Annotated in this window: 11 protein-coding genes; all 11 read right to left on the reverse strand. The window is 71.2% G+C overall.

Features of this window, described 5'->3' with window-relative positions:
• Window positions 1-40: 40 nt before the first annotated feature.
• Window positions 41-259: a pyrroloquinoline quinone precursor peptide PqqA gene (gene pqqA, locus FA90_RS27630; protein ID WP_081933583.1), complete on the reverse strand. Its 219-nt coding sequence runs from the start codon at window positions 257-259 to the stop codon at window positions 41-43.
• Window positions 259-3,045: an insulinase family protein gene (locus tag FA90_RS02240; RefSeq protein WP_051971332.1), complete on the reverse strand. Its 2,787-nt coding sequence runs from the start codon at window positions 3,043-3,045 to the stop codon at window positions 259-261. Before FA90_RS02240 ends, pqqA begins: the two co-directional genes overlap by 1 nt.
• Before the next feature lie 167 nt (window positions 3,046-3,212).
• On the reverse strand, window positions 3,213-3,797 hold the full coding sequence (locus FA90_RS27470) for a septal ring lytic transglycosylase RlpA family protein (RefSeq protein WP_156116551.1): 585 nt from the start codon (window positions 3,795-3,797) through the stop codon (window positions 3,213-3,215).
• 149 nt (window positions 3,798-3,946) lie between these two features.
• Window positions 3,947-4,759: a class I SAM-dependent methyltransferase gene (locus FA90_RS02250; RefSeq protein ID WP_036165511.1), complete on the reverse strand. Its 813-nt coding sequence runs from the start codon at window positions 4,757-4,759 to the stop codon at window positions 3,947-3,949.
• An 87-nt stretch (window positions 4,760-4,846) separates the two neighbouring features.
• Window positions 4,847-5,863, reverse strand: a complete 1,017-nt coding sequence (locus tag FA90_RS02255; protein WP_036165513.1) for a diguanylate cyclase — start codon at window positions 5,861-5,863, stop codon at window positions 4,847-4,849.
• A gap of 4 nt (window positions 5,864-5,867) precedes the next feature.
• Window positions 5,868-6,917 (reverse strand): chemotaxis-specific protein-glutamate methyltransferase CheB, encoded by a 1,050-nt coding sequence (gene cheB, locus FA90_RS02260; protein WP_036165515.1) that lies wholly within the window; start codon window positions 6,915-6,917, stop codon window positions 5,868-5,870.
• Entirely contained in the window at window positions 6,914-9,220 is a 2,307-nt protein-coding gene (locus FA90_RS02265; RefSeq protein ID WP_051971333.1) for a hybrid sensor histidine kinase/response regulator, read from the reverse strand. Before FA90_RS02265 ends, cheB begins: the two co-directional genes overlap by 4 nt.
• Entirely contained in the window at window positions 9,217-9,972 is a 756-nt protein-coding gene (locus FA90_RS02270) for a chemotaxis protein CheW (RefSeq protein WP_036165518.1), read from the reverse strand. Before FA90_RS02270 ends, FA90_RS02265 begins: the two co-directional genes overlap by 4 nt.
• Window positions 9,969-11,216 carry a protein-glutamate O-methyltransferase CheR gene (locus tag FA90_RS02275; protein ID WP_051971334.1) on the reverse strand — a complete coding sequence of 416 codons (1,248 nt, stop codon included), beginning with the start codon at window positions 11,214-11,216 and terminating at the stop codon, window positions 9,969-9,971. The genes FA90_RS02270 and FA90_RS02275 overlap by 4 nt, the downstream gene beginning before the upstream one ends.
• Window positions 11,213-11,671 (reverse strand): chemotaxis protein CheW, encoded by a 459-nt coding sequence (locus FA90_RS02280; protein WP_239700504.1) that lies wholly within the window; start codon window positions 11,669-11,671, stop codon window positions 11,213-11,215. Before FA90_RS02280 ends, FA90_RS02275 begins: the two co-directional genes overlap by 4 nt.
• Before the next feature lie 26 nt (window positions 11,672-11,697).
• On the reverse strand, window positions 11,698-13,512 hold the full coding sequence (locus FA90_RS02285) for a methyl-accepting chemotaxis protein (protein ID WP_036165523.1): 1,815 nt from the start codon (window positions 13,510-13,512) through the stop codon (window positions 11,698-11,700).
• Window positions 13,513-13,706 lie beyond the last annotated feature (194 nt).

The raw sequence follows: 13,706 nt of genomic DNA on the forward strand, positions 1-13,706 counted from the left end.
ACGGCGCCGGAGCGAATCCGGGGCCGTCCCGTGGGGCCGATCAGCGGTTCGAAATGTACATCGTGATTTCGAAGCCGAGGCGGACATCGATCGCTTGCGGGGTTTGCCAGGTCATGATGCTTCTCCTTTGGTTGGCGTCGTAATGACGGTAAGCCAGCCTTGCTCGAGGCGAGGCCGTGGAGCATTGTGACAAAATCCCGGCAATCATGCTTGTTTCCAGGCCCGCAAACGTGCGCTGTCTTGACGCAGCACAAAGCATTACGATTCCATCGCTGCCCGCAATTCGATCGGTTCGAGTCCGGCCAGGTCTTGTCCCGGAATGCCGACGAAGGCGGCGCGGCTGGCGCCGGCCGGCGCCAGCCAGGCGGCGACCGCGGCCCTCACCTGGTCCGGCGTGCAGGCCAGTACCGCGGCGCGCAAGGCTTCGCGCGCCGCCGCCGTGATGCCCGCGCGCGCCATCCGCCAGGCATGCAGGGCGTCGCGATAAGGTGGAAGCGGCCGGTCCAGGTTCCGGATCGCGCCGACGATGGCGTCATCGAAGGCATCCGCGGCGATGGCGCGCCGGCCCACGGCATCCACTGCGGCGTCGAAGTCGGCATACGTGGCGGCCAGGCGCGGGTCGTGGACGGAACCCATGGCGAACAGGCCCGCATCGCCGTCGTACTGCGCGTACGCACCGTAGGCGCCGCCGCCTTCGCGCAGCGAGCGGTGCAGCGCCGCCGCCAGCAGCTCGGCCGCCACCGCCAGCGCGCCGGCATCCGGATGACCGATCGGCGGCGCGCGCCAGGCGATCGTGCAGTGGTTGACCTGTCCGCCGGCCAGCAGCGCCAGATTGGCCGGGGCGCCTGCCGGCGAAGGGGGCGCGGGCCGCGTCGAAAGCGGCGCCGCCGCGCCGAAGGCGGTGGGCGCCGACAGCAGGCGCGCCAGCGTGGCCGTGGCGGTCTCCGCCCCGACGCACAGTGTTGCCGGCACGGTCGCCGTCACCTGCGCATGCAGCGCGGCCAGGCGCGCGGCCAGTTGCGCCACCCCGTCCTCGCTGCGGCACAGCCGGCGCAGCGCCGCGCGAAACGCCAGCGCCGGCGCACCTTCGACCGCGTTGCGGAACCGGTGCGCGGCCGACAGCGGCGCTGCCGCGGCCAGCAGCGCGTAGTGGCGTCCAGCGCCCGCCAGGCCATCGAAGCGCTCCTGCACCAGGCGCTCGACCAGGTAGGCCAGGCGCGTGGTCTCGTCGAAGCGTACCCCGGCAACGCTGGCCGACAGCAGCTCGGCCACCGACGCCTCGTCGCCTTCCAGTCCGGCGGCGGAAAAGGCGACGTCGAGATACATGCCGCCGTCCGGCGTCGGCGCCGCGTCGACGGCGATCCCGAACGCCGGCGCCGCCGCCCGGCGCCACGCCACGGCATCGGCGCTGTCGAGCGCGCCGACGCCCAGTCCCGGCAGCACGCGCACGTACAGGTCGAGCCATGGCCAGTCGTCCGGGGCCAGGCGCGTCACGTCGTACAGCACGCCGGCATGGACGATGCCATTCGTGGCGGCACGAAAAACCGTGGCGCCGTCCGGCTGCCGGACGCCACCGGGCAGCGCGCGCGGGGAGGGACCAATGTCGCAGGGACGGATGCGCGGCAACAGCGCATTGTCGTCGGGCTGCGCCTGGCGCGCGGCGAGCGCTGCACTGTCTTGTTCGATGCGCGCGCGCGCGCCGTCCGAAAGGCCGGCCTGGTGCGCGGCCAGGATGCGCTGCTCGGCCGCGGCGCGCGTCGCGAAGAAGCCGCTGTCGGGCACGACATGGGTCGCCAGGCGGGTCGGATTGTCGAGCAGCGCACGGACCAGGTCCTTGAAGAAGCGCGGATCGCGGATGCGCGCGTCCAGCTTGCGCAACACCGCTTCATTGTCGAAGCCGGCCAGCACGTCGCCGCCGTACAGCGCCAACGGCAAGGCCTGCAGCAGGCGGCGCAGCGCGAACGGCGTGTGGCCGCCACCGTCGGTATCGCGCTGGCGATAGCGCATGTCGCGCAGCGCCGCTTGCAGGTCGGCGACCGGTACGCCGTCCCGCGCGACCTGCTCCAGAGTCGACAGGATCAGATGCTGCGCCTGGTCGACCTGCGCGCCGTGCAATCCGTCCATGCCGACATGGAACACCATCAGCCGCATGTCGGTATCGACGCCTTGCAAGCGCGCAGGACGACCGAAGCGCGCCGATTCCAGCGCCAGCCGCAACGGTGCGCCGGCGTTGAGCAATCCCGCCGACAGCAACCCGGCGCAGCAGCGGGCGAAGGCGTCGCTCGTCTCCTCAAGCAGCCACGCCATCTGCACGCCATGCAGTGCCGGCTGGGCCTGTAGCGAGGGAACCCGCACCTGCTGGCAACGCGGCGCGTCCCATGCAGCGGGCAGGGCAGGCAGCGGGGGCAGCGGGCGCGCTGCCTGGTCGCGGCTGTCACCCAGCACGCGGGTGCCGATCCGTTCCTGGATGGCTGACGGCGCCATCGCGCCCGCGCTCATGAAGACCGCCTGCGCAGGCCGGTAATGCTGCGCATGAAACGAACGCAGCATGGCGTGGCTGAGGCCGGGTATCAGCAGGGGATCGCCGCCCGGATCGGCTTCGTACGGCGTGCCGGAAAACAGCTGGGCGATGATTTCGCGACGCAAGGTGTGCATCGGATCGGCCATCGCGCCCTTCATTTCGTTGAGCACCACCCCCTGGAAAGCCAAGTCCCCATCCTCGAGCACATGACGCCAGCCTTCCTGCATAAAATCCAGGCGGTCCAGGGTGGGAAAGAAGCATGCATCGAGGTAGACGTCGAGCAGGTTGAAGAAATCCAGCTGGTGGGTGCTCGCGAAAAAATAGGCTGCGCGATCGGCCTCGGTCCTGGCGTTCATATGCGTCGCAAGCGAACGGCGCAGCATCGAAAAGAATGGCGCACGCACCGGGAAACGCTGCGAGCCGCTCAAGGCGAGATGTTCGAGGATATGCGCGCGGCCGTCGCTGGCGCCAGGCAAGCTGGGAAAACCGGCGAGAAATGCGTTTTCCTGCGTGGCGCTCGCCATGTGGATATGCCGCGCGCCGGAGTGCGTATCGACATACTGCTCAATGGTTGCCCCCAGTGCGGGAACGACATGGCGACCGGTTTGTTCGAAGTTGTACATTGGCAGGGTATGCGTCTTCGTGCATGTCGTCTGCGGGCCCCGACCCTATCAGTCAGTCCGACTGGCCTTCATGGCAAGATCACGTCGATCTCGACCTGTGCGCTGCCTTTGCCCGCGTAGCCGAGCTTGGCTGCTGCCACGTACGATAGATCGATGATCCTGTCGGAGAGGAAGGGCCCGCGGTCGTTCACGCGGACGATGATCGATCGGCCATTCTCGAGGTTCGTCACCCTGACATACGACGGGATGGGAAGAATCGGATGCGCAGCCGTCAGCTTCATTGCGTCGTAGAGTTCACCGCTTGACGTCGGCAATCCCTGGTAGCGGGTTCCATACCAGCTTGCCACGCCACGCGCATGGTAGGGCGCCAGCTTGTTCATCGGCCGGTAGCTGTTTCCCATGGCAACATAAGGCTTGAGCGTACCAGTGACCAGGCGCTCAGCCCTGGGCACGGGCTCCTTGACCGCATCGATCTGCGCCTGCGTAATGCCTTTTGGCGGACCATCGTTGAGGTAATAACGCCCCCCCGATTTCGATGGCTGGACTTTTGTCGTCGAGCAGGCTGCAAGAGACAGCGCCAACACCGCCACCAGGCCCGGTCTGGAACAGATACGTAAAATGCTTCTCATAATGGCTTTCCACACGTTGTTCATCGCGCCCGATGCTCGGCGGCCTTGTCAGGCTCGAAGCCGAGCTCGTGGATCATACCTGTGGAACGGCAGAACAGGAAAATCCTTTGCTTGCAGTCCCGGATCAGCGCCCGCTGCGGCCTTGGAGGCACCACAGCGAGCGCAATCGGGACTTAGGGCTTGACGAACTTGAGCGTCATGCGGTCGCTCTCGCCGATTGCCTGGTATTTGTCGCGGTCCTGGTCGCGGTTCGTGAACGTCGGCGGCAGGGCCCAGACGCCGCCCTTGTGGTCGGCCTTGTCGTTCGGGTTGGCGTTGATCTCCGACTTTGCGGCCAGCTTGAAGCCGGCGCTTTCGGCCATCTTGATCACGTACGACTCGTGCACGTAGCCGGTCGAGGTCTTGGCGTCCTGCGCCATCGCTTCCGGCAGGCGGTGTTCTTCGATGCCGAGTACGCCGCCCGGCTTCAGGCTGGTGTAGATCGCCTTGAACACGGCCTTGAGTTCGGCGTCGCCGCCATCGTCGATCCAGTTGTGCAGGTTGCGGAAGGTGAGCACCATGTCGGCGCTGCCGGGGGCCGCGAAATCGTACTTCGACGGCGGCTCGAACACGCCCTGCACGACCTTGCCGAACACCGCCGGGTTGGCGTCCAGCTTCTTCTTGAACGCGACGGTGCCGCGCCTGGCCGGGTCGTAGGCCGCGCCCGCGGCGATCAGCTTGCCGTTGTCGCGCAGGTAGGGCGCCAGGATGTCGGTGTACCAGCCGCCGCCCGGGGACAGCTCGACCACGGTCATGTTCGGCTTGATGCCGAAGAAGGTCAGGGTTTCATAGGGATGGCGCCAGGTGTCGCGCGCCGCGTTGGCGCTGCTGCGCTGGCTGCCGGCGATCGCCGCGCGCAGCTGGGCATCGTCGGTCTTGTCGGCGGCCTGCGCCAGGCCGGCCACGCCGCCCGCGAGCAGAGTGGCAGCCAGGATGAATCGTTTCATTGTGTCGTCTCCGAGGTCGTTGGCAGCGGCGCCATGCCGTGCCTCCCGGCAATCATCGGCGACGCCCCCGTTATCGTCAAGCGAATCTCAGCGCTGCGCCGCCACCGCTACCCGGTTGCGGCCGCTGCGCTTGGCCTCGTACAGCGCCTCGTCGGCCTGGGCCACCAGCTCTTCGAGCATCATGTGATCGCCCGGGACCGTCGAGGCCAGGCCCATCGACATCGTGACCGTGCCGTGGTTCGAGCCCGGATGCGGCAGCGCCAGGCGCTCGAGCGCGCCGCGGCAGCCTTCGGCCAGCTGCAGGGCGCCGTCGACCAGGGTGTCGGGCAGCAGCAGCGCGAATTCCTCGCCGCCGTAGCGCGCCGCCAGGTCGGCCGGCCGCTTGAGCTGGCCGGTCAGCACGGCGGCCATCTTCTTCAGGCACAGGTCGCCGGCCGGGTGGCCGCAGTGGTCGTTGTACAGCTTGAAGTAGTCGACGTCGCACAGCAGCAGCGACAGCGAGTTCTTCTGGCGCCGCCCGCGCTGCCACTCCAGGCGCAGCGCCTCGTCGAAGCGCCGGCGGTTGGCGATGCCGGTCAGGCCGTCCAGCGCGGCCAGCTTGTGCAGCTCGAGGTTGGCGCGCGCCAGGTTCTGCTGGCTGGCGCGCAGCGAGCGGTAGGCGGCGTCGCGCTGCAGGCCGCTGATGTAGCCGCGCGAATGGTGGCGGATGCGCGCCACCAGTTCGAGCTGGTCGGGCAGCTTGACCAGGTAGTCGTTGGCGCCGAGTGCGAAGCCCTTCGCCTTCAGGCACGCCTCTTCCTTGGCCGACAGGACGATCACCGGCACCTCGGCCAGCGCCGGCTGGGCGCGGTAGGCGCGGATCAGGTCGAAGCCGTCGGCCCCGGGCATGACCAGGTCCTGCAGGATCACGGTCGGGCGCAGCGCCAGCGCCGCCCGGCTGGCGTCCTCGGCCCGGGTGACGATGTGGCACTCGATGTCGGGATGGCCGGCCAGCATGCGCCGCACCGCCTCGGCGATGATCGGCTGGTCGTCGACCAGCAGCACGCGCACCTTGTCGTCGGGGACGGCAAACGTATCGCTCTGGAGGGGAGGGTTTTCAAGCATCGATTCAGTCGTCAGTTCGCAAAATGGAGGACGCGCCGGATGCGGCGGATGCGCCGGGCAGGACGGCGGCGATGGCGTCCGGCGCCAGGATGCGCTCGGCGGCGCCGAGTTCGGCGGCGGCGCGCGGCATGCCGTACACGGCGCAGCTGGCCTGGTCCTGGGCGATGGTCGCCTTGCCGGCGCGGCGCAGCGCCAGCAGGCCGGCGGCGCCGTCGCGGCCCATGCCGGTCAGGAGGATGCCGATCGCGTCGCGCTCCCAGTGCCGCGCGACCGAGTCGAAGAACACGTCGATCGACGGCCGGTAGACCGCGTCGCGCGGATGGGCATCGTAGTGCAGGCGCTGGCCGGGCGCAAGGCGCAGGTGGTCGTTGGTGCGCGCCAGCTGCACCACGCCGCCTTCGAGCGCGTCGCCGTCGCAGATCGGGCGCACCGGCGAGATGGCCTGGCCGTCCAGCCACTGCGCCAGGCGGCCGGCAAACGCGGCGTCGATGTGCTGCACCACCACCGCCGCGGTGTCGGGCGGCGGGCGCCAGCGCGACAGCAGGCGCGCCAGCACGACCGGGCCGCCGGTCGAGGCGCCGATCGCCACCAGGCGTTTGAGCGGTCCGGTCGGGGCCGCGGCCGCGGCCGCTGCCCCGGCCGTGGCCGCGCCAGCGTGCGCGGCCGCGCCGGCCACCAGCTTGCCGATGGTGCGGATCTTGGCCAGCAGCGCGGCCGCGCCGTCGGCCTGGCCGAGCAGCACCGGGGTCGCGGTCACGTCGAGCGCGCCGGCGCCGAGCGCGCGGAACACCTGGCCAGGCTGGTCCTGCGGGTTGGCGGTCACGATCAGGATCGCGCATGGATGCGCGCGCATGATCTGGCGCGTGGCTTCGATCCCGTCCAGCACCGGCATCGCCAGGTCCATCAGCACCAGGTCGGGCGGCAGGTCGGCGCACAGGCGCACCGCGTCCCTGCCGTTGCGCGCGATCCAGGCCACCTGGTGCTCGCTGGCGGCGATCACGCGGCGCAGCGCCTCGGCCGCCATCGCCGAATCGTTGGCGATGCCGATCTTCATGCGTCCTCCTGCGGCGCGCCGATCAGGTCGCGCACCGCGTCGAGCAGCGACGCGTCGTGGAAGGCGCCCTTGGCCAGGTAATGGTCGGCGCCGGCTTCCAGGCCGCGCGCGCGGTCCTCGGCGCGGTCCTTGTACGACACGATCATCACCGGCAGGCGTCCCAGGTGGGCGTCCTGGCGGATCCGCTTGAGCAGGCCGATGCCGTCCAGGCGCGGCATGTCGACGTCGCTGATCACCAGGTCGTAGTCGCCGGACTTGAGCATGTTCCAGCCGTCGATGCCGTCGATCGCGGTGTCGGCGCGGTAGCCGTGCGCGGCCAGGATCTTGCGCTGGGTCTCGCGCACCGTCAGCGAATCGTCGACCACCAGGACGCGCAGCACGGCGCGCGCCCCGTCGGCATCGGCGCCGGGGCTTGCCCCCGCGCCCGGCTGCAGCGCGGCGCCGGCATCGAGCAGGCGCGCGATCGACTGCAGCAGGTCGGGCACGTCGAGGATCAGCGCGGCGCTGCCGTCGTCGAGCAGGGCGGCGGCGGCGACGTCGCGCAGCTTGCCGAAGGTCGGCTCGAGCGGCTGCACGGTCAGGCTGCGCTCGCCGAGGATGGCGTCGACCACCAGGCCATAGCGCTCGCGCCCGGCGCCGATCACCACCACGGCCAGCTGCGCAGCGGCGCCCGGTTCGCCCAGGTCGAGCACGCGCGCCGCCGCCACCAGGCCGACCTGTTCGCCGCCGATGTCGAGCACCTGGCGTCCGCCCAGCGTGCGCACCTGCGCCGCATTCACGCGCAGCACCCGTTCGATGCGCGCGATCGGCAGCGCATACGCTTCGCCGACGATTTCGACCAGCAGCGCGCGCATGATCGACTGGGTCAGCGGCAGCGTGATCGCGGTGCGAAAGCCCTGGCCGGGCCGCGATTCGGCGCGCACTGCGCCGTGCAGGGCCTGGACCGCGTCGTGGACCACGTCCATGCCGACGCCGCGGCCGGAAATCTCGTTGGGCTGCTCCTTGAGCGAAAAGCCGGGCAGGAACAGGAAGGCCATCAGCTCGGCGTCGCCCAGGGCCGCCGCGAAGCTCGGCGCGGCCAGGCCGCGCGCGATGGCGGCGCGGCGGATGCGCTCGGGGTCGACGCCGCGGCCGTCGTCGAACACGTCGATGTCCAGCATGCCGCCGCGGTGGCGCGCCTCCAGCACGATGGTGCCGGCCGCCGGCTTGCCCGCCGCGATCCGCTCGTGCGGCAGCTCCATGCCGTGGTCGACGGCGTTGCGCAGCAGGTGGCCGAGCGGGCTCTCCATGTCGGCCAGCAGCGCGCGGTCGACCAGCACGTCGGCGCCGCGCACCTCGAGGCGCACTTCCTTGCCCAGGCTGCGCGCCAGGTCGCGCACCATGCGCGGCAACGCGTGCACGCCGTCGCCGAAGCGGCCCATGCGCAGCGCCAGCACGCCGTCGACCATGCGCGTGGCCAGCGAACCGGCGCGCTGTTCGTAAGCCTCGGCCTCGGCGATGCTGCGATGCAGGCTGTCCTTGAGCGGACGCACGCGTTCGAGCACCGTGCGCGCCTGTTCGCGCAGCGCCGGGTCGCCGTTGGCGGCGATGGCGTCCGCCAGGGCGTCGAGCGCCTCGAACGCGCCGCGCTGCTGGCGCCGGTAGCGCTGCATCCCGGCGATCCAGGGCTGCAGCCGGTGAGCGTGCAGGCGCGCCTGCGAGGCCAGCGCCAGCAGCTCGTCGTCGACCGTGGCGGCGAAGGCCGGCGCCGTCGACGACGCAGCTGGCGAAGCGGCGTCCTGTGCGGACGGCAGCGCGGGTGCCGGTGCAGGCGCGGGCGCGGGTGCGGGCGCGGGAGACGACAGCGCGGGCGCGGCCGGCGCGGCCTGATCCTGCAGCGCGGCCAGCGCCGCCAGGGTGGCGTCCAGGCGCGCCGCCTCGGCCGCGGTGGCGTCCGCCGGCGCATCCGGCTCGGCCAGGTGCGGCATCAGGTCGACCGCGGCCAGCAGCGCATCCACCGCGCCGGGGCCGAGCGCCAGGCGGCCGCGCTGGGCGGCGACGAACACGTCTTCCATCGCATGCGCCAGGCGCACCACCGGCGCCAGGTCGACGATCGCGGCCGCGCCCTTGATCGAGTGGGCGGCGCGCATCAGGGCGTCCAGCGTGGCCGGGTCCGCGCGGTCCGACTCCAGGTGTTCCAGCCGCAGCAGGCCTTCGGTCAGCACGCGCGCGCCGTCCTGCGCCTCCATGCGGAACAGCTCGAGCATCGAGTACTGGCTCAGGTCGTCGCCGAAGTCGTTGCCGAAAGAATCGTCGATGCTCATCGCAGCAAGTCCCGCAGGCGTTGTTCGAGCAGGGCGCCGTCCAGCAGGCCGACGCCATGGGCGATGCCGGGCGCGGCGCTGGACCCTGCAGCGGCTACCGCACCCGAGGCGCCGGCGTCGATCACGCCGGCCAGCAGCGGCGATGGCGTGCGTTGCAGCGTCGCGGCCGGCGCGCGCAGCGCGATGGCGGCGTAGCGCAGCACCCCGTGCACCTCGTCGACCGGCAGCGCATACGACTGGCCGCTGGAGGCCAGCACCAGCAGGCGCGCGAAGGCGTGGCGCCCGGCCGGCGTTGCAGTGCCGGGGCCGCCTGCGCCGTCAGCGTCCGCAGCGTCGATGCCGAGCAGCGCCGCCAGCGAGACCGCCGGCAGCAGGCGCCCGTCGACGTTGACGATGCCGAGCAGGCCGTTGGCGCCGCTGCGGTGCGGCAGGCGGTGCGGCGTGGCCAGCGGCGCGACCGCGGCGACCAGCGCCATCGGCGCGGCCAGCCACTCGGCGCCGACGCGAAACACCAGCGCCGCGGCGTCCAGCACGGGCCGGGGCGGATACGGACGCGCCAGCTCGAGCGCCCAGGCCGCGCGGTATGCCGGATCGACCGGGCGCTGCAGGCGGCGCTGCGCGGCATCGGCATAGACCGGGCAGTTGCGGCAGTGGACGTGCTCGAGCAGCGCCGCGCAGCTGCGGTCGCCTGCCACGCCGACGCGGCGCCAGCAATCGTCGAGTTCGAGCGCGGGGCTGGCCGGATGCGTCATGGCTGGCCTCCACCACCTTTGCCGCCGGCGGCAAACACGCGCGCCGCGCGCTGGCGCAGGCTGGCGCCGCGCGCGCCATCGCCGCGCTGCTCGTGCAGCAGCGCCAGGCTGCACAAGGCCGCGTAGTGGTCGGGCTGCAGGTACAGGCAGCGCCGCCAGTAGCGTTCGGCGGCGCGGACGTCGCCGGCGCAGTCGCTGGTCAAGCCGAGCAGGAACCAGGCGTCGGCGTGCGCGGGGTGCAGGGCCAGCACGGCGCGGCAATCGGCTTGCGCCTCGGCCAGCTGGCCGGCATCGGCCAGGCGCTGGGCGCGCGCCAGCAGCTCGGGTGCGACCGGCGCCGCCGCCGCCGCCGGCTGCCGTGACGGCTCGGGCGCGACGCGCGGCGCCGCCGGCCTCACGCGCGCGGGCACGCGCAGGCGGGCGGGCGCGGGCGCGCGAGCGGGCGTGGGCGCATGCCCGCCCACGGGCGCGGCGGCCTTGTGCAGCGCGAACACGGGCCCTTGCGGCGCCGGCGTGTAGCCATGGCGGCAAAACGCCGGGGTCTCGGCATAGCCCGACAGCAGCAGGCCGTCGTCGGCCAGCACGGCGGCGATCGCCTGCGCGGCGCGCCCTTGGTCGGCGTCGTCGAAGTAGATCAGCAGGTTGCGGCACAAGACCAGGTCGTAGCCGCCGTGCGCGCCTTGCGCGCCCAGCGCGAACAGGTTGGCCTGCTGGAAGTTCACGTAGGCGCGCAGCTGCGGATCGATCAGGTACTCGTCGCCCTCAACCGTGAACCAGCGTTCGCGGAAGGCCAGGTCGGCGCTGCGGAAGGCGTTGCGCGTGTAGCGCCCCAGATGGGCGCGTTCGATGGCGCCGCGCGACAGGTCGAAGCCGTCGATGCGGCAGCGCTCCGGCCCGATGCCGGCGTCGGCCAGCGTCAGCGCCATCGAATACGGTTCCTCGCCGCCCGCGCAGGGCAGGGACAGGATGCGCAGCGCGACGCCGGGCCGCTGCGCCAGGCGCCGCTGCACGAAGTCGAGCGCGGCCGCGAATACGGCCGGGTCGCGCAGCATCCACGACTCGGGCACCACCACCAGGTCGAGCAGGGCGTCGAATTGCGCCGTGCCGGGCGCCGGCGCCGCACCCGCGCCGGCAGCGCCGGCATCGTTGGCGCCGCGCTGGCGCAAGTCGCGCAGCGCGCGTTCGAGCGCGGCCTCGGCCAGGTCGAGGCCGGCGCTTTGCTTGATCAGTGCGCGCAGGTTCATGGCGCGCCCGTCTCGCCGAACAGCAGCGCCTCGGTCTCGGGCGCCAGCAGGCGCGCCGGATCGAGCAGCTGCAGCAGGCCGCCGTCCAGCCCTGGCGCCGGAGCCGCGCCGCGCGCCAGCGCGCCCAGCCAGGGCGCCGCCACGACGCCCGGAGCGAACGGTTCAGCGGCCAGTTCGAGCACGCCGGCGACATGTTCGGCCTGCAGCCCCAGGCGGCGCATCCTGCCCAGCGCCGGCACCTCGACCAGCAGGATGCGCGTGTCGTAGCGCACCGCATCGGGCGGCGTGCCGGCCAGGCGCGACAGGTCGATCACGGGAATCGCCTCGCCGTGCAGGTCGAGCAGGCCGGGCACGAAATACGGCGCGCCCGGCAGCGGCGCAAGGCGCGCCAGCGGCAGCACGCGCTCGACCGCGCTCAAAGGCAAGGCAAAGCGCCCGGGTCCGATGTAAAACACCAGTACCTTCATTGCCGTGCGCCCGCCTAGGTGCTGACCGAGAAGGTCGCGACCGATTGCTGCAGGTCGCCGGCGGCATACTGCAGCTGGTGCACCGCCTCGCTGGTGGCCTTGAGCGAGTCCACGGTCTGCTGGCTGGCGTCGGACAGCTGCATCATCGTCTCCGAGATCTGCGTGGCGCCGACCGCCTGCGACTGCATCCCCTGCAGCACCAGGTCGAAGCGCGGCGCCAGCTGGCGCACCTGGTCCACCATCTCGGACAGTTGCGAGGCCACGCGGTGCGCCTCGTCGACGCTGCGCCGGATCTCCTCCGAAAACTTGTCCATGCCCATCACGCTGGCCGACACCGCCGACTGCATATCCTTGAGCATCTGCTCGATGTCCCAGGTCGAGACCGAGGTCTGGTCGGCCAGGCGCCGGATCTCGCTGGCCACGACCGCGAAGCCGCGCCCGGCCTCGCCGGCCTTTTCGGCTTCGATCGCGGCGTTCAGCGACAGGATGTTGGTCTGGTCCGCGACCTTGGTGATCGTGGTCAGCACGCTGTTGATGTTGCTGGCTTTTTCGGACAGCGCGGCCAGCTTGGCGCCGATGGTGTCGGTCGCCGCCACCATCTGGTGCATGCTCTGGTCCATGCGCTTGAGGTTGTCCTGGGCCTCGGCGGCGGCGGCGGTGGTGTAGTCGGCGACCTCGGTCGCTTCCTCCATCGTGCGCAGCAGCTGGGCGGTGTTGGCCGAGATCTCCTTGGTGGTCGAGAGCACCTCGACGCTGGTCTGGGCCTGCTCGATGCCGGTGGCTTCCTGCTGGCGCGCCGAGGCCGCGATCTGGGTCGCCGAGGCGGTCACCTGGATGCCGGCGCGCTGCACATTGGTGAGCAGGCTGCGCAGGTTGCCGACCATCGCCTCCACGCCTTCGCCGAGGCGCCCGATGGCATCCTCGCCGTGCACGCCGCTGGTGCCGGTCAGGTCGCCGCGCGCGGCTTTCGAGACCACGGCGAGCAGGGCGCCGACCTTGGCGCGCAGCGCGTTGCTCGCGGCCAGCTCCTTGGCCTGGCTGTCTTCGATGGCCTGGGCCATGCGGTTGAATTCCTGCGCCAGGCGGCCCAGTTCGTCCTCGGACAGCACCTCGGCGCGCGCGCCCACCTGTCCGCCCGCGATCCCGCGCGCCGCTTGCAGCAGGCTGGCCAGCGGCCGCGACACCGAGGCCAGCAGGCCCCCGGCGACCAGCGCGCCCAGCACCACGCTGGCCAGCGCGCCGCCGATCAGCACGGCCGCCATGCGCTGGTCGCGCGAGCTCGATTCCTCGTTGCGTGCGGCCCGCAGGCGGCTCTCGTCGGCCTCGACCTCGGCGACCAGGCTGCGGATGCCGCTCATCGCGCTGCTGCCGGCCAGCACCTTCTTGTTGATCTCGGGCGTGATCGTGACCGGACCGGCGTCGCCGAGGCGGCGGCGGGCGTCGATGTTGGGCTGGATCGCATGCGCCATCCAGTCGGCCAGCATGGCCTGCAGGCGCGTGATGCGCTCCTGCTGGGGCGGGTTGTCGACCGTGAGCGCGAGCGCGCGCTCGACGTGCTGGCGCGCGCCCGCGTAGTCGGCCTGGATCGGGGCCAGCAGTTCGTCGTTGCCGGTAAGCAGGAAGCCGCGCGTCGACGACTGGATCTGCAGCACCGCGGTCGAGACGTGGTTGGTCTCGAGCAGTACCTCCAGCGTGTGGCGGTCCCAGCGGTTGGCGGCGGACAGGCGGGCGTAGTGATCGTAGGCGAGGGCGAGCACCAGCAGACTCAGCGTGACGATCGTGCCCAGACCGAGGCTGAGTTTGGTCTTGATGCTCGAATTGCGAAACATACTTGCTCCAAAGCAGGGTATTTGTCCCCGAACTGTAACATCGCTGGGCATCTTCCGCCCGAGAGTTGCTGTAGGGATGCAACATAAATGTAACTTCGGGTCACATTGAGTGATGTTCAGTTATCAAAACGCCGACAGGGCATGGCGCGCGACGGAAACGATGGCGATCAAAGGAACGCAAATGATAATGATTC

The organism is Massilia sp. 9096, from assembly GCF_000745265.1.
Taxonomy (GTDB): Bacteria; Pseudomonadota; Gammaproteobacteria; order Burkholderiales; family Burkholderiaceae_D; genus Telluria.

Excerpts from the sequence above, each read along its gene's own strand:
- pqqA (WP_081933583.1), bottom strand. The coding sequence starts at position 259 with ATGCTTTGTGCTGCGTCAAGACAGCGCACGTTTGCGGGCCTGGAAACA.
- FA90_RS02240 (WP_051971332.1), bottom strand. The coding sequence starts at position 3,045 with ATGGCGAGCGCCACGCAGGAAAACGCATTTCTCGCCGGTTTTCCCAGC.
- FA90_RS27470 (WP_156116551.1), bottom strand. The coding sequence starts at position 3,797 with ATGAACAACGTGTGGAAAGCCATTATGAGAAGCATTTTACGTATCTGT.
- FA90_RS02250 (WP_036165511.1), bottom strand. The coding sequence starts at position 4,759 with ATGAAACGATTCATCCTGGCTGCCACTCTGCTCGCGGGCGGCGTGGCC.
- FA90_RS02255 (WP_036165513.1), bottom strand. The coding sequence starts at position 5,863 with ATGCTTGAAAACCCTCCCCTCCAGAGCGATACGTTTGCCGTCCCCGAC.
- cheB (WP_036165515.1), bottom strand. The coding sequence starts at position 6,917 with ATGAAGATCGGCATCGCCAACGATTCGGCGATGGCGGCCGAGGCGCTG.
- FA90_RS02265 (WP_051971333.1), bottom strand. The coding sequence starts at position 9,220 with ATGAGCATCGACGATTCTTTCGGCAACGACTTCGGCGACGACCTGAGC.
- FA90_RS02270 (WP_036165518.1), bottom strand. The coding sequence starts at position 9,972 with ATGACGCATCCGGCCAGCCCCGCGCTCGAACTCGACGATTGCTGGCGC.
- FA90_RS02275 (WP_051971334.1), bottom strand. The coding sequence starts at position 11,216 with ATGAACCTGCGCGCACTGATCAAGCAAAGCGCCGGCCTCGACCTGGCC.
- FA90_RS02285 (WP_036165523.1), bottom strand. The coding sequence starts at position 13,512 with ATGTTTCGCAATTCGAGCATCAAGACCAAACTCAGCCTCGGTCTGGGC.